17 protein-coding genes are annotated in these 23,256 nt (G+C 61.1%); 11 read left to right on the top strand and 6 right to left on the bottom strand.

The annotated features are described in order from the left end of the window. The first annotated feature begins 589 nt into the window (after window positions 1-589). From FJ404_15450 to FJ404_15460, 3 genes are all read left to right on the top strand, one after another. A complete protein-coding gene (locus tag FJ404_15450) occupies window positions 590-1,129 on the top strand; it encodes a hypothetical protein (protein ID MBM3824258.1) in 540 nt (179 codons plus the stop codon). Continuing rightward, window positions 1,126-1,335, top strand: coding sequence for a hypothetical protein (locus FJ404_15455; protein MBM3824259.1), 210 nt, complete (start codon window positions 1,126-1,128; stop codon window positions 1,333-1,335). Before FJ404_15450 ends, FJ404_15455 begins: the two co-directional genes overlap by 4 nt. Window positions 1,336-1,469: 134 nt before the next feature. Further along, window positions 1,470-1,682 carry a hypothetical protein gene (locus FJ404_15460; protein ID MBM3824260.1) on the top strand — a complete coding sequence of 71 codons (213 nt, stop codon included), beginning with the start codon at window positions 1,470-1,472 and terminating at the stop codon, window positions 1,680-1,682. A gap of 1,316 nt (window positions 1,683-2,998) precedes the next feature. Here the strand turns inward: FJ404_15460 and FJ404_15465 are convergent. Both FJ404_15465 and FJ404_15470 read right to left on the bottom strand, forming a co-directional pair. Then, window positions 2,999-4,882, bottom strand: coding sequence for an ABC-F family ATP-binding cassette domain-containing protein (locus FJ404_15465; protein ID MBM3824261.1), 1,884 nt, complete (start codon window positions 4,880-4,882; stop codon window positions 2,999-3,001). Window positions 4,883-4,904: 22 nt separating this feature from the next. Beyond that, a complete protein-coding gene (locus FJ404_15470) occupies window positions 4,905-6,746 on the bottom strand; it encodes a hypothetical protein (GenBank protein ID MBM3824262.1) in 1,842 nt (613 codons plus the stop codon). Here FJ404_15470 and FJ404_15475 point away from each other — a divergent pair. The 4 genes from FJ404_15475 to FJ404_15490 are packed head-to-tail and all read left to right on the top strand — an operon-like array spanning window position 6,703 to window position 14,761. Then, on the top strand, window positions 6,703-9,465 hold the full coding sequence (locus FJ404_15475) for a DUF1553 domain-containing protein (GenBank protein MBM3824263.1): 2,763 nt from the start codon (window positions 6,703-6,705) through the stop codon (window positions 9,463-9,465). The two genes, FJ404_15470 and FJ404_15475, sit on opposite strands and share 44 nt — an antisense overlap. A 21-nt stretch (window positions 9,466-9,486) precedes the next feature. Further along, window positions 9,487-10,941, top strand: coding sequence for a DUF1501 domain-containing protein (locus FJ404_15480; GenBank protein ID MBM3824264.1), 1,455 nt, complete (start codon window positions 9,487-9,489; stop codon window positions 10,939-10,941). A gap of 8 nt (window positions 10,942-10,949) precedes the next feature. Beyond that, window positions 10,950-13,346 carry a hypothetical protein gene (locus FJ404_15485; protein MBM3824265.1) on the top strand — a complete coding sequence of 799 codons (2,397 nt, stop codon included), beginning with the start codon at window positions 10,950-10,952 and terminating at the stop codon, window positions 13,344-13,346. Window positions 13,347-13,348: 2 nt separating this feature from the next. Beyond that, window positions 13,349-14,761 carry a hypothetical protein gene (locus FJ404_15490; GenBank protein MBM3824266.1) on the top strand — a complete coding sequence of 471 codons (1,413 nt, stop codon included), beginning with the start codon at window positions 13,349-13,351 and terminating at the stop codon, window positions 14,759-14,761. Between the two features lie 60 nt (window positions 14,762-14,821). On the opposite strand, the gene FJ404_15495 is transcribed toward FJ404_15490, so the two are convergent. Then, complete coding sequence (locus FJ404_15495) at window positions 14,822-16,072, bottom strand: hypothetical protein (GenBank protein MBM3824267.1); 1,251 nt, start codon at window positions 16,070-16,072, stop codon at window positions 14,822-14,824. A 634-nt stretch (window positions 16,073-16,706) separates the two neighbouring features. Between FJ404_15495 and thrH the strand changes: the two genes are divergently transcribed. Further along, the gene (thrH, locus tag FJ404_15500) at window positions 16,707-17,336 is read left to right on the top strand and encodes a bifunctional phosphoserine phosphatase/homoserine phosphotransferase ThrH (GenBank protein ID MBM3824268.1); all 630 of its coding nucleotides are present in this window, start codon (window positions 16,707-16,709) and stop codon (window positions 17,334-17,336) included. Window positions 17,337-17,380: 44 nt separating this feature from the next. Here thrH and FJ404_15505 read toward each other — a convergent pair whose 3' ends face one another. Beyond that, on the bottom strand, window positions 17,381-17,755 hold the full coding sequence (locus FJ404_15505; GenBank protein ID MBM3824269.1) for a Dabb family protein: 375 nt from the start codon (window positions 17,753-17,755) through the stop codon (window positions 17,381-17,383). Window positions 17,756-17,845: 90 nt separating this feature from the next. On the opposite strand from FJ404_15505, the gene FJ404_15510 reads away from it, so the two are divergent. Further along, window positions 17,846-18,229 carry a hypothetical protein gene (locus tag FJ404_15510; protein ID MBM3824270.1) on the top strand — a complete coding sequence of 128 codons (384 nt, stop codon included), beginning with the start codon at window positions 17,846-17,848 and terminating at the stop codon, window positions 18,227-18,229. Window positions 18,230-18,329: 100 nt separating this feature from the next. Here the strand turns inward: FJ404_15510 and pgl are convergent, their stop codons facing one another. Both pgl and zwf read right to left on the bottom strand, forming a co-directional pair. Continuing rightward, a complete protein-coding gene (pgl, locus tag FJ404_15515; protein ID MBM3824271.1) occupies window positions 18,330-19,061 on the bottom strand; it encodes a 6-phosphogluconolactonase in 732 nt (243 codons plus the stop codon). A gap of 23 nt (window positions 19,062-19,084) precedes the next feature. Next, window positions 19,085-20,650, bottom strand: coding sequence for a glucose-6-phosphate dehydrogenase (gene zwf, locus FJ404_15520; GenBank protein MBM3824272.1), 1,566 nt, complete (start codon window positions 20,648-20,650; stop codon window positions 19,085-19,087). A gap of 163 nt (window positions 20,651-20,813) precedes the next feature. Between zwf and FJ404_15525 the strand changes: the two genes are divergently transcribed. Then, window positions 20,814-21,920 (top strand): alpha/beta fold hydrolase, encoded by a 1,107-nt coding sequence (locus tag FJ404_15525; GenBank protein ID MBM3824273.1) that lies wholly within the window; start codon window positions 20,814-20,816, stop codon window positions 21,918-21,920. A 31-nt stretch (window positions 21,921-21,951) separates the two neighbouring features. Further along, complete coding sequence (locus FJ404_15530; protein ID MBM3824274.1) at window positions 21,952-23,010, top strand: transposase; 1,059 nt, start codon at window positions 21,952-21,954, stop codon at window positions 23,008-23,010. Window positions 23,011-23,256 lie beyond the last annotated feature (246 nt).

Below are 23,256 nucleotides of genomic sequence, written 5' to 3' on the forward strand. Positions count from 1 at the left end.
ATTTTAAGTCCCGTATGTCTGCCATTCCATCACACCGGCGACGAGGGCGAGGTGCGCCGCTCCTGGACGCGCGGAGTGTGGTCCGCTTGGGGAAAATTCCCAAGCAAAACTCATCGGGCCCCTACGCCAGTGCATCCGCAAGTTGTCGGTAGCGGTTGTCACGCGGTAGACCGCAGTGTTACTGGCCGCAGCGCAACGAGGGCCACCTCCAACGATCCGCGGAGCACCTTGCCGATGCGAACCCGGCGGAGCTCATGAGCACAAGGACCGAATCCGTCCCGTCTCGTTCTTGGGGGCAGACAGCTAGAAATGCTCGAACGCGCAGCGGCCGTGACTTGGTACCCCCAGCACGCCATTCCTCACCTCAGAACGTCAACATTTGAGACTTGACCTCATTGCGGTAAAGGAATCCACCAGTTCGAATTCACGCCTTGAGCGCGACCGAGGAGATCAGCCTGAGATGAGCGAGTCTTGTTCCCGAAGGTGGAAACTGGAAGGTAAGCGTCAAGCCATCCGCATCCCCCGGGAGTTGGCCGGTGCGAAGAATTAGGGTGACGCCGGGGAGATCTGCCCCGCAGATTCTGAACTCGTGCAAAACGAACTCGACATCGTTCGCGACGTCTCGCAGCGGTTGGAGCAAGGTGGCCTCGGCTACATGCTGACCGGTTCCATGGCGATGAACTACTACGCGCAACCCCGCATGACGCGCGACATCGACTTCGTGGTCGCGTTGCTACCGGGGGATGCAGACAAAATCGTCTGTCTCTTCTTGCCCGACTATTACGTCTCCCGCGAGGCGGTCAGCAGCTCCATCGCGCACGAATCCCTGTTCAACCTCATCCACCAAGAGAGCGTCATCAAAGTGGACTTCATCGTGTGCAAGAGCACGGCCTATCGGCGCGCCGAGTTTGAGCGCCGGCAACGCATCACCGTCGAGGATTTCTCCACCTGGATTGTCAGCAAGGAAGATCTCATCATCTCCAAACTCTGGTGGGCCAGGGATTCCCTCTCTGAACTGCAACTGCGCGATGTGAGGAACCTCGCTGACACGGGTGGCGACAAAGCCTACATCGAGCGCTGGACGAAGGAATTGGGGCTGCATACCCTTTGGGAGCAATGCCAGAAATGACCGACACCCCGCCCGAAATTGCCGAGATGGTCCGCGCTCGGCTCATGGCCCGTTCCGGCGCGGAACGCTTCCGCATGGGGGTGGAGATGTTTGAAGCCGCCCGGCGCGTCACGCTCGCCTCCCTGCCCGCCGATTTGACCGAGGCGGAACGAAAGCGCCGCCTCTTTGAGCGGATTTACGGCCTGCCGATGCCGGTGCACAAATGAACACTCTCCGCCACGCACTTCCCTAGAGCACGGTTAATCTCAAGGTGAAGCCTCTTGAACCGCGGATACGCGGAAATGGAGTGCGTTGTTTACGCCGCTTCAGCGCCCGATCTTGAGTCCGCGTCCCTTCCCTGATGCCAGGAGCCGAGCAGGATACGCCTGCGGTGATATCCTTGGGGAAGAAACTCTATTCTGAGAAGCGACTTTCGAAGAACAACACGCAGGCCTGCGCGTCGTGTCATGGGGTGGGGGGGCGTGCAGGTGTTGACAATTGCCAGCGGTCGAATCAAATTGACCATGCATTGGTCGACATGGCTGACCCACCCTGGCCGACATGTTTCCTTTAAATCACTCCCTTATCACGTTGTTGCGGAATGATTTAAAGAAAACATGTCTCTTTTTGCGAGAATGAGCGACGGGTCAATCATTTCGACCCCGGACGGGTCAATTTGATTCGACCGCTGGCAGAAGATGCGCGGGGGACGCGCAAGGGGTGGTTGTCGTAAGCGAATCCGGATAGGACCCCGGTCATGAGCCATCACCAGCTTGTCCACGGGTCCGTAAAGGATCTGCCTCGTTCTTCGTCATGACCTTCTTTTCCAGGCCGTTGCCGCCAAGATCTTCCGACAGATTGATGCTGGTCAATTGCCGGTTTTAGCAAAAACCCCCGCCGGGCCGGGGTGCGGAACGGGGAGTAACTTCAGCATCAAGTTAGTCGGGAGGTTTAAGGATCAAGCATTCGACATGTCCGCCGCCGAATTCCTATCCCACGGCGGTGGTCATCAGCAGACAGCCGGATCCGATCCCGGCGTTGACCGCGATTGACCCCATGATACGACCGTCCAGCAACCCGAACGAGCAGCGGCCGTGACTTGGCACCGCCCATCACGCCATTCCTCACCACAGAACGTCAACATTTGAGACTTGACCCCGTTGCAATCGCCCCGTTGCAACCCGCCGTTGCAGCGCCGCCTGTTTTTGCCGCAGCATTAGCCGTTGGGTTTCGGCGGCGAGAGCGTGGCGACATGGGAAAGCGGCGGAGGGCCGCCGCAGACCAAGACGCTCCGCGTTGGCGTGGACCGTTGGTGAACTCGACAGAGTCTTGGAGTGCGCCAGTCCTCTGGCGCTTTGGGTCCGCGCAAAAGGGTAGGCCCCATTGCGGGAGTCAAAATCATGCAACTTGTTTACGGTAACCGCCGCGACAAGAGGGTGGGTGCAGCAGCATCGTGCCAGTGCCCAGAGTCGGAGAAAGGTTAGGTTGAGCTTCGTCACGGTTCATCCCTTCAGCCAAAGCAGCCGGAGGCTGAAGCAGAAAGAGGAACAGGGGTTCAAGTCGGAGGCGTGCGGGGAAGCCCGGGTGGCGGAGCCCCAGGGCTGACCGGCACGCCGGAGACGGTGAACTGAAAGAAGTCCAGTTAGAGCTTGTCCCAGAAGTAGGCGTGTTGAATATGAGGTGTCGCACGTTAGCTATGATTGCGTACACGATCGATAATAGCAGCATGCATAATGCGTTTTCGACCAATGTTGCATGTGAGGAGTTAGTCACTGCCAGCGATCGAATCCATTCGACCGCTGACATGCCGTATCGTCCCCCAAGGCCCAGCAAAGATTGTGGCGCCCCGTGATCTGAAATCCGAGCGCCGATCCGCCGACGCGCTGCCGGTCAATCTTGGGAACCTTGGCCGGGAGCCAGGGATTCCAATTCGAGAGAAGCTTTCTCCCAACCTTCGGTCGCATGGGCGACGTCCGCGGCGATCTGGCCCAGATCGCGGCGGAGGTTCAGAAGGCGTTTGCCATCCTTGAGCACAGCCGGATCCGCCGCGGCTTCCTCCAACTCCCGCTGGCGCGCTTCGAGCCGGGTGATGGATGCCTCGAGTTCGCGCACCTCGGCTTCCTTCGCCTTGCGGGCACGGGCGCGGGCCTGGCGGGCCTCCGCTTCCAGTCGCTTCTGTTCTTTGGTTCGGTCCGAATGGCGTTCGGAGCGGGGTGCCTCCCGGACCGTGGTTTGTTCACGGGCTTGAGTCTCGCGCTGTTCGCGCTCGGCCATTTTGGAGCGGTAATATTCGTAATCGCCGGGGAAGGCGGCGAGCCGGCCATGCTCGACATGGACCACGTGATTGGCGAGCGAGCGAATGAAATGAACGTCGTGGCTGATGAAGATGAGCGTTCCCTCGAAGGGATCGAGCGCGGCGGTGAGCGCTTCGATGCTGGCCATGTCGAGATGGGTGGTGGGCTCGTCCATGAGGAGGAGGTTGGGCGGATCCAGCAGCAGCTTCACGAGCGCGAGCCGGCTTTTCTCGCCGCCGCTCAGCACGCTCACCCGCTTGAACACGTCATCGCCGCGAAAGAGAAAACAGCCGAGAATGGATCGCACCGCTTGTTCGGTCACGCGCTGGGGAGTGTCGAGCGCCTCCTCCAGCACGGTGTGTTCCGGGTTCAGCATTTCCACCCGGTATTGCGCGTAGTATCCGGCGCGAACGTTGTGCCCCAGGAGGCGTTCGCCGGATTGCAAGGGGATGGCCTCCGCGAGGAGTTTGAGCAGGGTGGATTTCCCGGCGCCGTTGGGACCGACCAGCACGATGCGCTGGCCGCGCTCGGCTTGGAATTCGAGGTTTTCGTAAACCACGTTGTTCCCGTAGGCGTGCCGGATGCCGCGCAGGGTGATGACACGCTGGCCACTGCGGGGCGGCTGCGGAAAACGAAAATCGATGGTGGCGTCCGCCGATTCGGGCGCCTCGATTTTCTCCATGCGTTCGATTTGCTTGAGTTTGCTCTGCGCTTGGGTGGCCTTGGTGTTTTTGGCCCGGAACCGCTCCACAAACGTCATGAGCCGGGCGATTTCTTTCTGTTGATTCTTGTACGCGGCGAGCTGCTGGGCTTCGACCGATTCCTTTTGCTCGAGATAGGCGTCGTAGTTGCCGCGGTAACGCCAGAGCCGGGCCTGGCGCAGTTCCACGATGGATCCCGTCAGTTGATTGAGGAACTCGCGATCGTGCGAAATGAGCAGGATGGCTCCGGGATAAGTCCGCAGGTACTCTTGAAACCACAACAGAGCCGATAAATCGAGGTGGTTGGTGGGCTCGTCGAGCATGAGCAAGTCCGGTTCGCTCACCAGGAGCCGCGCGAGGTGCGCCCGCATCACCCACCCGCCGCTGAATTCCCGCGCCGGCCGATGGAACTGTTCTTCCCGAAACGCGAGGCCCTTGAGGATGCGCTTGGCCCGCGCTTCCGTCAGATGATCGACATGTGCGGCCTCCGCTGTGTTTGGACCGTGTTCCAGTCCGAGGCCGAGCGCCACGTCGAGCACCGTTTCGCTGCCGACGGGTGCGCTTTCTTGCGGAAGATGCCCGGCGGAAGCGCCACGCTCGAAGACCACCGCGCCCTCGTCCGGCTCCTCCCTTCCGAGGATGATGGAGAACAAGGTTGATTTGCCCGCGCCATTGGGGCCGACCAGGCCGACGCGATCGCCGCGGTTCAATTGTAAATCGGCGCCTTCGAAAAGGACTCGTCCGCCGAATGATTTGGTGACGCTGGCAACGGTGAGCATGCGGGAAGGGGCGAAGCGGAGGTTACGGACGGGCAGCGGCCGGAGGGTTGAGCCAAACCCAGCGCCAGCGCAATCCCTCAGGAAGCGAGGCGCCGGCGGTGGCGGAGAAATAGAAATGCCGCGCGATCGCATTGAAGGGAGGCAGCAATGAAGTGTCCAAACCCATCGAAGAAAGAATGTCGGTTTCCCCCGCGGATGCGCTGGAAGCGGGATCCTGATCTCGACGCGGAGAGAGCCGCGCGGTTTCCCAAGGCTCGCGAAGTTCAAGGTGCAACTGATGGATGCTGGCGAGTCCGCCGGCGGAGCCCCCCGCAAACTCGAGAGCTTGAATCGCTCCGGGCAGGGCTGCCAAGCCAGGGGCGTTCGTCTGACGATTTCTCAAGTGGTGGATCATGGCGGCTTCGCCTTGGGCGATCACGAAGGCGTTCGTCAACGCGGCGAAAAACACAGGTTGCGGGGGCTTGTCGTCCAGGTTGGAAGCAAAAGAGATCGGCTGGTAACGAAGGACATCATGGCCTTCGAGTTCGATTTGTCGCAGCGCCTTGTCATCTCCCGCGTTGGGGGCGATGGAAAACAGGGCGCGCACGCCAGCCATCATGTTCTTGGGGTGTTCGGCTCCCAAGACCACGACGGAGACGGCGTCGCGGGTCATGCTGTTGATGGCAGCGACAGGCTCCGATCGATAAACCGTCCAATCGTTGCCGAGACGTTCGAGGACTTGGCGGCGGAAGTCGACCGGAGGATTCAGATCCTTGCCCAGGGTATCGAGGACAAGTTTCAGCACGCTGCTCATTTCGGGCGAGACCGAGCTCAACACGCGTTCGAGTTCGGACCCGACTTTCGCGCCATCGAGTCGGAGCCGGGTGGCGTGGTGGGCTTGGGAGGGAACAAATGCGGGGATGGCCGCATCCCACGGATCGGGCGTAAGAACTCGGAAGAGGCCGGTGCGCTGAGTGGAAGGCACCCAAGCCGTCCATTCCGCGCTGAGGCGATTCGAGAAGGACTGCAGTTTCAGGGAAACGGCGCGCAGGACGTCGAAACCGAGGGCGCCGATGAATCTTTGTCCGGCGCTGCCCAGCAATCCCGAAGGGTTTTGTTCGCGCAACTCTTCTTTCAGGAGTTTGACCGCCCAAGGACCATTGAACCAAACGCTGGCCAGTCCGTTGTTGAGCACATCGGGCGCGGCCAGACGAAATTCAGGCAGGCTGGGGAGGGCGCCCGCAACCGGGCTTTCTTTCCTCTTGAGGATTTCCTCGAGCCCCTCGCGCGACTCTCCCAAGAGGAGGAAAGGCGGCGCAGACACCACATGGACGAGTTCCTGCCTGGCTGGTTTGTCCTCGGAGTCTGTCAACACTCGCTCGAAAGCGTAGGACGGGTTTTTTCCGATGGAACCCCGGGCGGGTTTGGATCCGCTGGCTTCCAAGCGCGAAAGGGCGTTGGTGAACTCGCGCGCCAGTTCGACGCCCTCGAGAAGACCGATCCACGCGGTGGCGGTGGACTTCGAGCCGGCCTTTTGGATCGCGGTGAGAGCGAAGAGGGAGGGGCCGGTGACGGCACTCCAGAGGTTCGAGAGCCGCAGTCCCGATTGTGTTTCGAGTGGACTGAGGAAGTCGGCATGCAACCGCTTGAGTGAGTCTTCGCGGAACGGGCGCATGGCCGGGTCGGACCATAATGCGCCCAGGGACGTTTGGGTTTGGGCGGCCTGCCAGGTCGCAGGCGGGGCCAGGAGAGTCCAGATCAGCGTGTTGGTAGGAAACCAAGCTGCCGACGGGGGCTCGGAGGCGTGGCCTCGGGAAAGCGTGGTGTAGCAACACGCCAGGATGGCGAGCAACCTGGCGGCGGAAGATGGAACCCAACGCGGCATCGGTAGAGGATGGAGGGGAGTCCGGAGGCTTGACAAGCTTCGGACAGGGCCGGGGTGCGTGTGGAAACAAGGGGCGGGGATCATCAACCCCCCAGGGCAGCCTCCCGGCAGGCCCTCAAAATGCGAGGAAGATTGTGGATTCTCCCTTGTTATTTCGAAGGCAATACAATTAGCATGCCCCAAAGCCACTTTGAATTTCATGCGCCACTTTGGATCTTTTGCCGCCCTGATTGCGGGCGTTTGGCTGACTGCGTTGACGGGCAAGGCTGCGGTCTCGAGCGACAAGCCCGTGCCGCCGAGCCCGCCGCTTCCATCTATTTCGTCTTTGCGATTGGAACCTTCCGAGCTGGTGTTGTCTGATGGGCGCGATGCGCGGAAGGTGCTCGTGCTGGGCGAGCGGGCAGAGGGTGGGGTGATCGATCTGACGAGCCAAGCCAGGTTCGAGCCTGAAGCGGGGCGCTTGGAAGTCGATGCGGATGGGTTTTTCACGGGGAAGATGGCTGGAGACTCCGTGGTCAAAATCAATGCGGCGGGAAGAAATGCGACCCTGCGGGTCAAAGTGGCGGGCACCTCCCTGCCTCCCGTTGGTTTCATCAAGGACGTGGAGCCGGTGCTTTCCAAAACGGGTTGCAACGCGGGTCCGTGTCATGGGGCTGACAAGGGGAAGAATGGTTTTAAGCTTTCGTTGCGAGGATACGACGCTGACTTCGATTATCACTCGTTGGTGAATGATTTGAGCGGGCGCCGGTTCAACCGGGTGAATCCGGATGAATCCTTGATGTTGTTGAAGCCGCTCGGCGAGGTGCCGCATGAGGGCCGGCAAGCGATCAAGCCCGGTTCGCGTTATCATCAGATCTTGAAGCAATGGATTGCGGAGGGCGCGGGCCGGGAGACCGGCGTTCCGCCACGTCCGGCCAAGATCGAGATTTTCCCGGCCCAAGTGGAAATGGACTTGCCGGGCCGGCAGCAGCAATTGCTGGTGGTGGCGACCTACGCCGACGGCACGACCCGCGATGTGACTCGCGAAGCGGTGTTGTCGAGCAGCAACGAGGAAATCGCCCTGGTGAAGGACCACACGGTCATCGCCCTGCGCCGGGGTGAAATGGCGGTGCTGGTGCGCTACGAGGGCGTGTATGAATCCCGCGAAGTCGTGATCATGGGCGACCGCACCGGGTTTGTGCAGGAAGAGATGCCGGAGCACAACGAGGTGGACCGGCATGTGCTCGCGAAGCTGAAGAAGATGAAGATCAATGCGAGCGAGCTTTGCACCGACGCGGAGTTTTTGCGGCGCGTGCACCTGGACCTGACCGGCCAGCCGCCTTCGGCGGAGAAAGCGCGCGCTTTCCTCGAGTCGAAGGAGGAGTCCCGCAAGAAGCGGGAGGCGTTGATTGACGAATTGATCGGATCTCCCGGCTACGGGGAATTTTGGGCGAACAAGCTCGCGGATCTCCTGCAGTGCAATTCCGAAAATCTGGGTAAGAAGGGCGTGTGGGTCTTCCGCAATTGGATTCGAGACCAGCTCATGTCCAACCGGCCTTATCACGAGTTCGTGAAGGAATTGGTGGTGGCGCGAGGGAGCACGTTCGAGAAGCCGGCCGGGAATTATCTGCGCGCCCTGCGAGATCCGGGCAAGATGACGGAGGATATTTCGCAAACGTTTCTCGGAGTGCGATTCAATTGCAACAAGTGCCACGACCATCCGTTCGAGCGCTGGACGCAGAACCAGTATTACGAGTTCAGCGCGTTCTTCTCCCAAGTGGCGTTCAAACGCGGCACGCTTGGGCGGGATCACTTGATCCGGCCCGGCGAGACCTATGCCTACGAACAAGTGTCGGAGGAAATCGTTTATCATTCGTACCAGGGAGGCGAGGCGAAGCATCCCAAGACGGACGAGGTGGTTCCGCCCAAGGCGCCTTACGGGAAGATGCGCGACATTCCGGCGGGCCAAGACCGCCGCCTGGCGTTCGCGGACTGGCTGGTGTCGAAGGACAATCCGTATTTTGCCAAATCCACCGTGAACCGTTTCTGGAGCTACTTTTTCGGACGGGGCATCATTGACCCGGTGGATGACATACGCGCGGGCAATCCCGCTTCGAATCCCGAGCTCCTGGCGGCGCTGGCCGACGGTTTTGTCCAGGGCGGTTACGATTTGCGAAAGTTGATGCGAACGATTGTCCGGTCGCGAACCTATCAATTGAGCCTCAAGCCGAACCGTTGGAACGAGGATGACACCGTGAATTTTTCGCGGCAAACGCCACGCCGATTGAGCGCGGAGCAGATGTTGGATTCGATCGCGGCGGCCACGGGACACCGGCCGCGGTTTCAAGATTTGCCGGCCGACATGCGTGCGGTGCAGGTGCCGGACGGCAAAGTGGCCGGCAACGATTTCCTGATGTTGTTCGGGCGTCCCAAGCGGCAGAGCGCGTGCGAGTGCGAACGCAGCAGCAACGTGACGCTTTCCCACGCGTTGAATTTGATCAACGGAAAGACGCTTGGCGAGAGCGTGAGTTCGGACTCGAGCCGCATCGCGAAACTGGCCGAGACGGAGAAGGATGATCGGAAAGTGGTGGAGGAGATTTATTTGAGTTGTCTGGGCCGGATGCCGACGGAGAAGGAATTATCCGTGGCGAGTTTGGGCGAGGGGAAGGAGCGTGTGGAAGGCGCTCAGGATCTGGTGTGGGCTTTGATGAACACGCCCTCGTTTTTGTTCAACCGATAATTGGAAGAGGAAGGATACACGATGATCTCGATACCTGGAGTTTCAGGAGCCACATGCGACGGTTTCAGCCGGCGCGAGTTTATGCGGCTGGGTGGTGCGGGCCTCCTGGGCTTAAATCTGGCCCAGGTTCTGCAGTTGCAGGCGTCGCAACGACCCGACGCCGGTCCCGCGGCGGGATCGCCCAAGAACGGCTGGGGCAAGGCCAAGCATGTCGTCATGATTTATCTGCAGGGCGGACCGAGCCATCTCGACATCTGGGATCCGAAACCGGACGCGCCGTCGAACGTGCGCGGCGATTTCAAACCGATTCGGACCAAGGTGCCGGGGATTCACCTGAGCGAGACCATGCCGAAGCTCGCCCAGCACATCGACAAGGCGACCTTGATTCGATCGATGAGCTACACGCCGGCGGGATTGTTCAATCACACGGCGGCGATTTATCAGATCATGACGGGTTACACCCCCGACCGCGTGTCGCCGTCGGGCCAGCTCGAGCCTCCGGCGCCCAATGATTTTCCCCACATGGGCGCGCAAATCAGCCGGCTCAAGCCGCTTGATGTACCCATGCTTCCGTTTGTGATGCTGCCGCGGCCTTTGCAGGAATCCAATGTCATCGGAAAAGGCGGCACCGCCGGATTCCTCGGGGCGGCCTTCGATCCCTACTATTTTTATCAGGACCCCGCGCGCGACATCAACCTCGACGACTTGACGTTGCGGAAAGATGTCAGCCAGGAGCGCCTGGGACGCCGCATGACGCTGTTGAAGGCGGTCAACGAGGCCATGCCGGACATGGAGAAGGCGGTCGAGAAATACGCGCTGAACGAATATTATCAAAAGGCGTTTGATCTGGTCAGCAGCGGGCGGGCCCGTGACGCGTTTGATTTGACGAAGGAGAAGGACGAAGTCCGGGATCGCTACGGCCGGCATACTTTCGGACAAGGGCTGCTGTTAAGCCGGCGCCTGCTCGAAGCCGGCACGAGGTTCGTGCAAATGAACTGGCCCGCCGTGGCCAATGGGGATCCGACGGTGGACGCCTGGGACACCCACGCGGCGAATTTCGGCCCGCTGAAGAACTTGCATTGTCCGAAGCTGGATTCCGGCTTGAGCTCGCTCCTGCAGGATTTGGACGAGCGGGGCTTGCTGGATGAGACGCTGGTGGTGGCCCTGGGCGAATTTGGACGAAGCCCCCGGCTGGGCGTGAGCACCAGCGGGAACACCAACTCTCCGGATGGCCGGGATCACTGGCCGTATTGCTACACCGCGCTGGTGGCGGGCGCCGGCGTCCGCCGCGGCGCGTTGTACGGCAAGTCGGATGCCACCGGTTCCTCTCCGGCGGAGCATCCGGTCCATCCCACCCAGCTCGTGGCCACCATCTATCACGCTTTGGGGATCGACCCCCACTCCATCGTCATGAATCATTTGAACCAGCCGCGAGAGCTGGTGCAGGCGGAGCCGGTGCTGCCCTTGTTCGGTTGAGTTCTTCCATGAAGCTACGTTTGGCGCGGGTTCGCGCCGCCTTTTGGATGGGGGCGCTGGCGGGTGCGATGTTGCCTTTGTGCGCGCAGCCGGTTCCGAAGCTGGACTCGTCTTCACGCGTCTGGCTGCAAAGGGGCACCACCAACGACCTCCTGTTGAACGGAGAATCCTTGAGTGGCATTCGCGATGCCATCGTCAGCGGCCGCGGAGTTGCGGCACAACGAGTCACCAACGTTGTCGCCGCCACGCTGCTCGAAGGGTCGGCGGGCGGATTGACCACCGGACCGCTGGATGCGGGAAAGTCGCTCTCCGTCCGGATCCGGGTCGATGCGCAAGCGCCGCTGGGTTCGAGAGAGCTGAGGGTCGCGGGATCGCAGGGCGTTTCGAACCCCTTGACGATTCAAATCAGCGACTTGCGGGAGATGGTGGAGCCCAAGGCAGGCGGCTCCGATGAGGACGCCCCGTGGATCGAGCTGCCGGTTTCGATGGCGGGGACGATTTCGGCCAATGCTGAAACGGACACCTTTCGATTCAAAGCCCGTCCCGGGACCAAGTTGATCTTTGACGTCCAAGCCAATCGAACCGGGTCCCCGCTGGACGCCACCTTGTTGGTCCTGGACACCTCGGGGAAGGAGTTGGCGAAGAGCGAGGACTCGCATGGCTTGGATCCGTTTCTGGAGTTCATTCCACCCGAAGAAGGCGATTATGTGTTGAAGCTGCATGATTTGCGCTTTCAGGGTGGAGGGGACTACCGATACCGGCTCGTCGCCGGCGTGGTGCCCTATTTGGATCGGATTTTTCCGTTTGGAGGGCGGCGGGGAGCGACGGTGGATCTGGAGATGGCGGGCCGCAATCTCGAAGGGTCGGAGCGGGTCGCGTTGAACATCGCGTCCGATGCGCCGCTCGGGCGTCAGGACGTGCGAGCCCAGACCCGCCAAGGGTATTCCAATCCTCTCCCCTTCGAAGTGGGGGATTTGCCGGAAGCGCGGGAAACCGAACCGAATGACGCGACCGACAAAGCAAACTTTTTGGCCGTTCCCGGGGTGGCCAATGGGCGCGTCGGCACCACGGGCGATCAGGATCTTTATCGTTTCAAAAGCGGCAGCGATCAGACGCTGGTCTGCGAAGTGCAAGCGAGAAGGTTCGGTTCGGCCTTGGACGCGCTGTTGACGTTGATGGATGCGAAGGGCGGAGTGCTTCAACGCAATGACGACGCGGACGGGCCGGACGCCCGGATTCAATTCGATGCCAAGAAGGACACCGAATACCTGATTTCCATCAAGGATTTGACGGAACGGGGCGGGCCTGGTTTTGGCTACCGGCTTTCGATCAGGAATCCCGACACGCGTCCCGATTTTGCCGTGCGAGTGGTGGGCGCTCGTTACCGGATTTACCGGGGCGGTTCTGTGCCCATTCGTTGCGAGGTCGATCGCCGGAATGGGTTCGAGGGTTTGGTCCGGGTTTCGGCGGACAAGCTGCCGCGCGGAGTCTCGGTCACCCCGCTTGTCCTGGGGGCCGGTGCAAAATTCGGCTGGCTCCTGTTGACGGCCGCTTCGGATGCGGAACTGGGCTATCGTCCGCTCGCGCTCGCGGCGACTTCGGAACAAGGCGGGAAAATGCTGGCGCGCGATCCGCAACCTGCCGAGCAGGCATGGCTGACGGTGTTGGACGCGGCGCCCTTCGTGCTCAATGCGGCGCCCGGGGCGCTGGTGATCGACCAAAACGCCAAGGCTTCCGTGGAAGTCAGCGTGGTTCGCCAGGAGGGATTCCAAGGCGAAGTGAAGATTTCCGCCGAGGAGCTGCCGGGGGTGAAGGCTTCCGGCTTGACCTTGCCGCCCAACCAATCCCGCGGACGCCTGGAACTTGAGGTGAAGTATGACTCCGAGACGGGCACACGTCCGCTGGTATTGCGGGGGGAGGCCGCACACGAGGGATCTTCGGTGACGAACTACGCACCGCTGCCGGTGTCGATCACGACCCATCGCATCGCCATGTTTTTGACGGCCATGCTTCCCGGATCTCCTTTTTTCCGAACCGACGCCGTAAAACTGTCCGCCGTCGCCCTGCCGCCCGGTTCCGGTTCGCAGGCGAACAGCACGGAGTTTGTGGTGAAAGTGGATCGCCGGGACATGACGAACGAGATTGTTTTGCGGTTGGAAGGCTTGCCGGCGGGAGTCGAGGCGACGGTGGCCAATCTTGCCGCGGGTTCCAACGAAGCCACCATCCGGCTCTTGGTGACCGAAAAGGCGGCGGCGGGCAAGGATCACGAATTTGCCGTGCTCGGGGAAGTGACGCATGGGGACAGGATCTGGAAACAGAAGACCCAGCCCATTACCTTGAAAATCGAGGCACCGGCGAAAGAGGAAGCCGCCCCCGCCAAGGCCACCGCGGCCAAATCGGAATAATCATGTTGAACATCTGCTGGGAAAGCCGACGGACTTTGTTGAAGGCATGGGCTCGCGCTCTGATCCGGATGGCGGGGGCGCATGCTCTTGCGCTGGCGGCCATCGATTTGGAGGCGCAGCCGCAGGTGTCCTGGTGGAAGGATATCACGCCGATTTTCAAAAAGTCCTGCAACGGCTGCCATCATCCGGGAAAATTGAAGGGGGATGTGGACACCTCGACCTATGCGGGGTTTGCCAAGCCCGGCAAGCACGGCCCGAATTACAAGGCCGGAGATCCTGCCACATCGCTGGTCGTGGAGCAGATCACGGGCAAGGAACCCGACATGCCGAAGGAGGGCGAGCCGTTGTCCGCGGCGGAAGTCGCTCTCATCGAGCGCTGGATCAAGGAAGGTGCCAAAGATGACACGCCGCCTGATGCGTATTCGACCCGGTTGAAATCGCCTCCCGTTTATCGAAGCGCACCGGTGATTTCCTCGATTACGGTTTCGCCGGATGGCAAATGGATCGCGGTCTCTGGATATCACGAAGTGTTATTGCTGGAGCTGCCCTCGCTGGAGCTCAAGCATCGGCTGCTGGGAGAATCGCCGCGGGTCGAGTCGGTGGCCTTTGCCCCGGACTCGAAGCGGCTGGCGGTGAGCGGGGGTGCCCCGGCGCGATTCGGCGAGATCCAGATTTGGGAAGTGGAAACCGGCAAGGCCCTGCAAGCTTGGAAGATGGGCGGGGATTCCGTTTACGGGGTGTCGTGGTCTCCCGATGGAACTTCCGTCGCCTTCGGAGGGTCGGACAAATCGGTGCGTGTGTTTCAAGCATCCGACGGCAAGGAGACCATGAAGTTCGACAACCACAGCGACTGGGTGTTCCAGACTTCTTGGGTGGCCGGCGGCAAGCGGTTGCTGAGCGGAAGCCGGGACCGGGCCATGAAATTGATCCAGGTGGCCAACGGGCAGTTCATCGACGATATCAACAAATTGCTCGAACCGGTCGTGAGCATGGCCACTCATCCCAAAGAAGAATGGTCCGCGTACGGCGGCGCCAGTGGCGGACTGCGCGTTTACAAGATCAAGGAGAACCAGGAACGCACGGCGGCGAACCGGGATGTGAACTTGGTGAGGGAATTCGAGAAGCATCCCGGAGTGGTGCATGCGGTCGCCTGGAGTCCCGAAGGCCAATGGCTGGCGGCCGGGAATGAGCGAGGCGAAGTGCGAATCTACAAGTCCGAGGACGGCAAGAAATCGAGAACCTTGTCCGGCCATCAAGGGGCCGTGTTCGGTCTCGCCTTTTCCCCGGATGGCGCTGTGCTTTACACCGGTGGTTTCGACGGGCTTATCCGCGGATTCGACATGAAAGAAGGGAAACTCTTGGTGGTCATGACTCCGGTTCGCGTCGAGCCCATCTTGCAAGCCAGGGAAAAATAAATCCCGTCCGCCGGACAGGCCATCCACCGGGCAACGGCGTTTGAATCGACTTCCTGGCGGTCACACCCATCGCTTGAGCCAGGCCCATGCTTCGGCTTGCATGGCTTCGTTGAAGACATGGGGCGTGTCGTAAAGACGCGTGAGGCAACGGTCTTCCAGACCGGCCTTCCGGTAGCAAGCGTTCAGTTTGGCGAAGCTGGCCCGCACGCCGTCCAACTGGAAGAGCGCGTCCTGGCTGCCGTTGATCACCAGAATGGGGGTGGGCATGGCGAGGGTCGCGACGTCCGGGTAATCCAGGAAACGATAAAGGCCGGGAACCACTTTCGTGTGGCCGATGGTGTGGCGGATGTGTTTCTTCAATTGCCATGGAAACGAGGCCATCCACCCTACAATCACCGCGGCTTTGACCCGCGGATCCAGCGCCGACAGATGGCAGGAGCGCAGCCCTCCAACCGAGAGACCGACGCAACCGATGCGGCGGGGATCCACATCCGGCCGCGTCAGCAAGTAATCGACGGTGCGGACATCGTCCCAAAACATGACTCCCGGCCAGGTAAATCCCGCGGAGTAGATGGTCCGTCCCAGCAGTTGTTCGTTTTGCCCGGCGCGGCTGTTGAAAGCCTGAATGCGTTCGCGCGTGATGTCGGGCGGGCGCTGCCGCCAATCCTCGGGATCCTGATCGAGCAAGAGGCGGCGCTCACCCCAGTAAAACATGTCGATCACCACGACGATAAATCCCTGCTGGACCAGTTCGTTGGCGATGCTGCGTCCCCCGTAATACTGGCGCTTGAATTCGGACAACACCGGATGTTCTCCCGGCAGCGAGGTGATTTTCTCTTTGCCCCAGAAATAGAATCCCCCGTGATCATGGAGGGCCACGATGGCGGGAGCGCGCGGCAGTTTCTGCTTGGGAACCAGGACGAAGGCCGGCACCCGGAGGTCCGGAGTGGTGTTGAACTCGACTTTTTCACGCACGTAATCGCCGCCATCAACCCGTTCAAGAAGTCGGGGAGCTGGATCGACCGGCGGCGGATGATAGTGGAGCAATTCGCGGAGTTTGGCGCGCGCCTGTCTTTGCCAGGAACGCCGGGAACGGAATCGCGGTTGCAGAAACGACAACGGGAACTCGCCGCGGACCGCCTGGGATTCCACGAAGGGAAAAAGGCTACCGATGTCGGAGTCCATCGGAGAAGGGGTTGGCGCACCGGTCACGGTTTGGGCTTGAACCGGGGATTCCGCGAGCGAGGCGAGGCCGGCCAGAAGGGAAGACTCGAGAAAGGCGCGGCGGGATGGAAGAGGATCAGGATTCATTGTGGCGGGCGAAGGAGGTTTCCGGGTCGTTCGTGAGGCCGAGTTTCGAGGCACCCAGCATCATGGGCCGGAGGTTATACTCGCCCGTGCGCCGAAGCGAGCCTTGGAGGCGAGTCGTGCGAGTGGAGGATTCCCGCGCGGCTGGGTTTGCCGTCCGGATGCGCCGTGAACGGAGCGCTCCGACGGCTTCCGGACACACCGGATTTGTCGCCGTGCATCCCGAAGTTGTCTGGAGTGTGGCGCAGGCTGCCCAGCCTGCCGTATCGCCGACTGCCCGTCGGCCCGGCGGGTGAAGAGCGAAGCCCTTCCATGCTCTCCACGCGCCTGATTCCATTCGTCGCCCCGCAGGCTGGGCAGCCTGCGAAACAGCAGACAGGGCTGTCTGCGTTACCACGACAACCCGGTCACCGACAACCTCTGGAGGCACCGGATTTATCGCGGTGCATCCCGATGTTGCCGGTGATGCAGGTAGGGCGCGTCCGTCCCGGCGCGCCGCCGGAGCATGATGTTTTGCATCCCGTGGGCGGCGGGCTGGGACAGGCCCGCCCTACCAACAACATCGGGATACACGGGATTTTTCGGGGCGGCTTATTGGACGCTGGACATGCCGGAACGATCCTGGTTGCTTACGCCGATGCGCCAAACCATTGTCACGCTGGATCTGGAGGGGGTGTTGGTTCCCGAGATCTGGATCGCTTTCGCGGAAAAGACCGGAATCGCCGAATTGCGCCTCACGACCCGGGACGTGCCCGACTACGACGTGTTGATGCGGGGCCGGCTCGAAATTCTCGACCGGCATGGACTCAAGCTGAGGGACATTCAGGAGGTGATTGGAACGTTGCGGCCTTTGGAGGGGGCGAAGGCTTTTCTCGATGAATTACGATCCCTGAGCCAGGTCATCATCCTCTCCGACACCTTTGAACAATTTGCCCAGCCTTTGATGCAGCAGTTGGGCTGGCCCACTTTATTTTGCCATCGCCTGCAGGTGGAGAATGGGCGGATCGTGGGGTATCTCCTTCGACAACCGGATCAGAAGCGGAAATCCGTCGCGGCTCTCAAGGCGCTCAACTACAAGGTCATCGCGGCGGGTGATTCCTTCAACGACACGACGATGCTGGCGGAAGCGGACGCGGGCTTTTTGTTCCACGCGCCGGAGAGCATTCAAAAGCAGTTCCCTCAATTTCCGGCGATGGAAGAATACGGAGATTTGCTGGCGCGGATTCGAAAAGAGTGTGCGGGCACGGTCCAGCCTTCGAGTCCCTGAGGGGCCGGGCGATTGAACTTGATGAAGCGGGAACGGGGGACTGGCTAGACTTCGAAATCCACGACGGTGACGGCTTCGATGTGCGGGAGGGCGGCTGACTTGAACTTCTCGTGGTCGGGATGCGGGAGGTAGGCGTCGCGAGCGGCGCTGTCCTGGAACGTCATGATCATGGCGTGGGTGTAGCCTTGACTGAGACCTTCCGGACTGTTGTTCGGGCCCGACACGAAATTCTCGATGCCTGGGATCGTTTCGGTGATATCGAGCAAGTGGGCGAAGATTTCGTCGATTTTCTCGGGCGTGGTCTCCGGCTTAAACTTGAACAACGCGATGTGTTGAACTTTCGACATGTGGCTTGTTGGTCTGGTGTTTCTCCGCCCAATCCCCTTCGCGCACGTCCTTCCAACTCTTCGCAAGGCCATGCCTCCGTTGGGGGTCTGAACTGGCTGGCATTATGGCTTGGGTCAGGTCAAAGTCAAACTCCCTGGCCGCACTTTTCTCGGTGCAGCCCGATGTTGCCGGTGATGCAGGTAGGGCGCGTCCGTCCCGGCGCGCCGCCGGAGTATGATGTGTTGCATCCCGTGGGCGGCGGGCTGGGACAGGCCCGCCCTACCAACAACATCGGGATACACGGCACTTTTCTCATCTGTTTTGGGGTGCCATCATCGAATCAAAGTCTGCCTCAGCGGCATGCAGATGGTGCGGGTCCCCTCGGCAAGCATGTGTCGCCGCGCCAAACGGCAATGGCCGTCTCCAGGTTGAAAGCCGGCGAGCAACTCGAGTCCTGGATTCAACCCGCGCTGGGGTTCAATCCCAACGCCAAGGCTCCCAAACGTCGCCAGAGGATCGAGGACAGCACCTTATCCCGCATATTTCATGCACGGGACGCCCGATGAGGACACCGGGCCTGCAAACACGGAGGCAGTCGCGATGGGAGGCCGCGTGCCCTCACGCGGCGTACTGTCGCGGATTCAAGCTCAGTATGAAATATCCGGGTTATCCGTCCTCGCGGAGATCCGTCAGAATTCGCGCGCGGCTTCGAGACTTTATCACGCGATGCAGCGGTGTGCCGCCCGCCTGGCTCAACGACGCCTTCAACGCGGATGCCTTGCCCCCTCCCGAAGCGAGAACCCAAACCTCCCGGGCTGAAGCGATCGAGCCATAGCTCAACGTAATTCTCCGGGGCGGAGGTTTCGAGGCCGTGACGGGCTGATAAACTTCGCCTGCTGTTTCCTCCCCTGTCGCTCCCGGAAACAACGAGGCCACATGCCCGTCCTCGCCCATGCCCAGGAACACCCAATCCAATGCCGGATATCCCGCTGCATCACACCGAACCCAACGCCTCAACTCCTCACTGGCACGCAGGGCCGCGGTCGCAGGATCCAACTCTCCTTCAATGCGGTGAATTCGTCCTTCGGGAACGTCCAACGGCCTGAGGAGGTTTTCTTGGGCCAGTCGGAAGTTGCTTTCCGGATCCGTCGGTGGCACGCAACGCTCGTCCCCCCAAAAGAAATGAAGGCGGTGCAAAGCAGGCGGACGATCCGACGAAAGAACTCGCGCGGCGGCGGCGAAGAACAATTTCGTAATCCGGCCTCCGGGCAATGCGGCGGCGAGAGGAGGGCCGCTGGCGGATTCCAGCCCCAGAGCCGCGCACCATTTTGAGGCCGCGTCCGCTGCCAGGGCCTCCGCGGACTCGAATCGGATCAGTTCGAAGCGCTCCGATGGCATGCGGGATGGAAATGATCCCGAGCTCACTGAAGCGGCTGGGGATCACGCCAGGCGTGGCCTTCCCGGCTGAGCAGGTCTTCCGCCGCCATCGGTCCCCATGTGCCCGCCGCGTAAAATTCGCGATTCGTCAGCATGCGGTCATCCCAGCCCGCCCGAATGTCGTCCACAATTCGCCATGCGGTTTCGACTTCGTCGCGGCGGATGAACAACGTCGCGTCGCCCGCGATCGCGTCGAGCAGGAGCCGTTCGTAGGCTTCCGGCGTGTAAGCCCCAAACTCCGAATCGTAGCTGAAATGCATGCGCACGGGGCGGACCTTGACCGCCGTGCCCGGCACCTTCCCATTGAACCGCAGCGAAATGCCCTCATTGGGTTGCAGCCTCAACGTGAGCGCATTGGCATCGAGGGAAGTTCCGCACCGGGCCGCAAACAAAACGTTGGGTGTCCGGCGGAACTGGATCCTCACCTCGCTGGCGCTCAACGGCAGGGACTTGCCGGTGCGCAGGTAGAAGGGCACGCCGGACCAGCGCCAGTTGTCGATGAGCAGTTTCATCGCGACGTAGGTCTCGATGTTGGAATCGGGTTTGACCTTCGGCTCCTGCCGGTAGCCGGGGCGCGGCTGGCCCTCGATCTGGCCGGCGAAGTATTGTCCCCTGACCACTTGCGACGCGACCTCCGACCGCTTGAGGGCGCGGATCGACTTCAGCAGCTTTACTTTTTCGTCGCGGATCGATTCCGCCTCCAGCGACACGGGAGGCTCCATCGCGACCAGGGCCAGCACTTGGAGCAAATGGTTCTGCACCATGTCGCGCAGGGCGCCGGATTCCTCGTAGTAACCGCCGCGCGATCCCACGCCGAGTTTCTCGCTCACCGTGATCTGCACGTGATCGACCGATTGCCGGTCCCAGAGGTGCTCGAAGATCGAGTTGGAAAAGCGGAACATCAGGATATTCTGAACCGTTTCCTTCCCGAGATAATGATCGATGCGAAACACCTGGCTCTCGCGCGCGAACCGGGTGAGTTCGTGATTGAGTTTCTGGGCCGAGGGCAGGTCTTTTCCAAAGGGCTTCTCCACCACCAGCCGTTCCCATTCGCCCGGACCGTGGCCCTCTTTGCGCAACAATCCCGCGCGATCCAGGTGCTCCACCACTTCCGCGAACTGGCTGGGCGAGTTGGCCAGATAGCAAAGCAGTCGGCGCTTCAAGCCGGGATCCCCGAAAGAATCGAGCAGTCCCGACAATTTTTGATAACCCGCGGCATCGCCAAAATCGGCCTGGCAATAGTGCAAATGGCTGGCAAAAGCCGCCCACACCGCCTCGTCCACCGACTTGGTCCGCGAAAATTGGCGCAGCGCCTGGAGCAATTCCTCCCGCCAGATGGCGTCCGACTTTTCGCGCCGGGCGAACCCGATGATCCGGAAGGACGGCGGCATCTGGCGCTCCCGAAAAAGGTGGTAGAGTGCCGGCACCAGCTTGCGCGCGGTCAGATCGCCGCTCGCGCCGAAAATGATGATCGAACAGGGCTCGACCATTTTCCTGCCTTCATCCAGCCGGCACATCAGGTTCTCGTCGATTTGATCGGGCTGCTCCATGGTCCGGACGTTGACAGACTCCATCGGTGAATTCAATCACCGTCCTGGTTCGGACAGCCGTTCTCATTTTGGTGGGTAGGGCGCGTCACTCCGTGCGCGCCGCCTTTGGAAACACCCGGTTTCGGCGCGCAGCGGAGTGCGCGCCCTACCTTGATCAGTCAAAATGAGAACTGCGGTGGTTCGGATTTGGACTTGCCCCGGGCCGCGCATCGAACAATCTCCCATCATGCGCGCTCCCCTCCTCCTGTTCGCCCTGCTGCTGGGCTTCTCGCACCTGGCCCTGGCTCGCTCCCTGCCCGACGCCGCGGCGTTGCGGGCCGATTTCCGCGCCATCGTCGCCAAGGAATCCGTGCCCCCGGACGTCCGCTGGCACGCTCCGGTCTCGACCAACGGACTGGAGCTGCGGAAATTTTCCTACCAGTCCGATCGAACCCAGCGTGTGCCCGGAATCATGTTGATTCAGCCGGAACGGACGGGACTTCGGCCCGTGGTGGTGATGCTGCACGGGACGGGAGGTTCCAAGGAGTCCGTGTTCGACGAACTCGTGGCGCTCGCGCGGCGGGGTTTTATCGCGGTGTCGATCGATGGACGCGGCCACGGGGAACGGGCTGTGGCTTCACCGCCGGAAGGCATGAACGCCTATCAGGCCTCGATTTTCCAAGCGTGGAAAGGGAGCGGCGAACACCCCTTTTTCTATGACACCGTGTGGGATGTTTTCCGGTTGATCGATGTGCTGGAAACCTCCGAACGGGTCGATCCCTCGCGCATCGGGCTGGCCGGCATTTCGAAGGGCGGCATCGAGACGTATCTTGCGGCCGCCTTGGACGTGCGGATTGCCGCCGCCGCCCCGTTGATCGGCGTGCAAAGTTTTGCGTGGGCGCTGGAGAACAATCAGTGGCGGGCGCGCATCAACACGATCGAACCGGTCTTTGAACGCATCGCACACGAAACGGGCCACAAACCCTCGCGCGATTCCGTGCGCGCGTTTTACGACCGGGTGGTTCCGGGCATCGATGGAAGATTTGACGGGCCTTCGATGCTTCCTTTGATCGCGCCGCGGCCTTTGCTGGTGGTGAACGGCGACTCCGACGCGCTCACACCCCTGGCCGGTGTCCGGAAATCCTTCCGGGCGGCCGAAGAGGCCTACCGGCGCGCCGGCACTTCCGATCGGGCGGAATTGCGCATCCAGATGGACACTCCGCACGTGGTGACCCGCGAGAGCAAGCAGGCGGTCATCGACTGGTTTGTCCTCTGGCTCAAACCTGAATGAACCGGAGGGAGTTGCCGGGCGGCAGAGCTCAATGCTGCGTCGGAGCGCGGCGTTTACGCCGCATCCGGGTGTGTATGCAAGCGGGCATGGCGTGTTCGAGGGGGGAGGTTTCGTGGGAGAGCGAACGATTGCACCGTTGGCGGGCAGCGCGTCTGGAGGGACTCGGCGCGGACGGGATTGGGCGACGCTGAAGCGCCGTGAACGGCGCGGTCCGGCGGCACAGAGATCACTTGACCTGAGCATTCCAGTTCCCACTAGGATCGTCGCACGCCTGGAGCGCGGGGGTCGTCAAGCCGCTTTTTCAACTCAACCAAGAGGCCATTTGCCTTTCTCAATGGCACTTCGATCGAAGAGCGGCAAGCCTGCCGTATCCAGACTTCATTTGCCTATGGAGTCGTCACATTCGCCTCGCTTTTCTCCACCAAACAATTCGGGTTTGCTTCAACTGATCCGCGCGAAGCGAGAACGGAATTGGAAGCGTTCCGCGGCAGATTCGAGGAAGGGGTTTCTTGGCTGGCATCAACGTGGATACCTGCCGCACTTTGACGCTCCGGGTGTCACTCAGTTTGTCACATTTCAGCTGCATGATTCGTTTCCCGCCGCCCGGCGCGCCGAGTTCGAGCCGGTTGTCAAAGATTCGAGTGATTCGAAAATTCGCCGGAAAATCGAGGCGTGGCTGGATCGCGGTTACGGAGAATCATGGCTGCGTCGTCCCCAAGTGGCCGGGTTTCTAGAGCATGTGCTCCGAGAAAAGGACGGTCAGGATTTCCAGCTTCAGGCCTGGATCATCATGCCCAATCATGTTCATCTGGTCCTTGATGTTTGGGACGTGCCGTTGATGAAATTGATCAACGCTTGGAAGGGCAAATCAGCCCGGGAAGGGAACCGTCTGATGAGTCGAAGTGGCTCCTTTTGGCAGGTGGAATACTACGATACTCTCATCCGAGACGAGGCCCACCTGAAGCGGGCGATTCGTTATACGGAGCTCAATCCGGTCAGGGCAAAACTGGCGAAAAACGAGCGGGAATGGCCTTGGAGCAGCGCCCGGCATCGCGATCAATATGATCGCTTGCCCTGGCATCAAGGATGAAGGCATGAGGTGGACGGCGGTGTAAGAATCCTGAGTCTCTGGCTTCGCGCCTGTCAGCCGGCGCGTCCGGCGCCGGAGCGCGGCGTTTACGCCGCATCCGGGTGTATATGCAAGCGGGCATGGCGTGTTCGAGGGGGTTGGTTTGGTGCACGAGCGAACGATGGCACTGTTGGCCGGCATCGCCTCTGGAGAGACTCGGCGCGGGCAGGATTGGGCGACGCTGAAGCGCCGTGAACGGCGCGGTCC

It is taken from the genome of Verrucomicrobiota bacterium (assembly GCA_016871495.1).
In the GTDB taxonomy this organism is placed as follows: domain Bacteria; phylum Verrucomicrobiota; class Verrucomicrobiia; order Limisphaerales; family VHDF01; genus VHDF01.

Excerpts from the sequence above, each read along its gene's own strand:
- FJ404_15455 (MBM3824259.1), top strand. The coding sequence starts at position 1,126 with ATGACCGACACCCCGCCCGAAATTGCCGAGATGGTCCGCGCTCGGCTC.
- FJ404_15460 (MBM3824260.1), top strand. The coding sequence starts at position 1,470 with ATGCCAGGAGCCGAGCAGGATACGCCTGCGGTGATATCCTTGGGGAAG.
- FJ404_15465 (MBM3824261.1), bottom strand. The coding sequence starts at position 4,882 with ATGCTCACCGTTGCCAGCGTCACCAAATCATTCGGCGGACGAGTCCTT.
- FJ404_15475 (MBM3824263.1), top strand. The coding sequence starts at position 6,703 with ATGGCGAGCAACCTGGCGGCGGAAGATGGAACCCAACGCGGCATCGGT.
- FJ404_15470 (MBM3824262.1), bottom strand. The coding sequence starts at position 6,746 with ATGCCGCGTTGGGTTCCATCTTCCGCCGCCAGGTTGCTCGCCATCCTG.
- FJ404_15480 (MBM3824264.1), top strand. The coding sequence starts at position 9,487 with ATGATCTCGATACCTGGAGTTTCAGGAGCCACATGCGACGGTTTCAGC.
- FJ404_15485 (MBM3824265.1), top strand. The coding sequence starts at position 10,950 with ATGAAGCTACGTTTGGCGCGGGTTCGCGCCGCCTTTTGGATGGGGGCG.
- FJ404_15490 (MBM3824266.1), top strand. The coding sequence starts at position 13,349 with ATGTTGAACATCTGCTGGGAAAGCCGACGGACTTTGTTGAAGGCATGG.
- FJ404_15495 (MBM3824267.1), bottom strand. The coding sequence starts at position 16,072 with ATGAATCCTGATCCTCTTCCATCCCGCCGCGCCTTTCTCGAGTCTTCC.
- thrH (MBM3824268.1), top strand. The coding sequence starts at position 16,707 with ATGCGCCAAACCATTGTCACGCTGGATCTGGAGGGGGTGTTGGTTCCC.
- FJ404_15505 (MBM3824269.1), bottom strand. The coding sequence starts at position 17,755 with ATGGCCTTGCGAAGAGTTGGAAGGACGTGCGCGAAGGGGATTGGGCGG.
- FJ404_15510 (MBM3824270.1), top strand. The coding sequence starts at position 17,846 with ATGTTGCCGGTGATGCAGGTAGGGCGCGTCCGTCCCGGCGCGCCGCCG.
- pgl (MBM3824271.1), bottom strand. The coding sequence starts at position 19,061 with ATGCCATCGGAGCGCTTCGAACTGATCCGATTCGAGTCCGCGGAGGCC.
- zwf (MBM3824272.1), bottom strand. The coding sequence starts at position 20,650 with ATGGAGCAGCCCGATCAAATCGACGAGAACCTGATGTGCCGGCTGGAT.
- FJ404_15525 (MBM3824273.1), top strand. The coding sequence starts at position 20,814 with ATGAGAACTGCGGTGGTTCGGATTTGGACTTGCCCCGGGCCGCGCATC.
- FJ404_15530 (MBM3824274.1), top strand. The coding sequence starts at position 21,952 with ATGCTGCGTCGGAGCGCGGCGTTTACGCCGCATCCGGGTGTGTATGCA.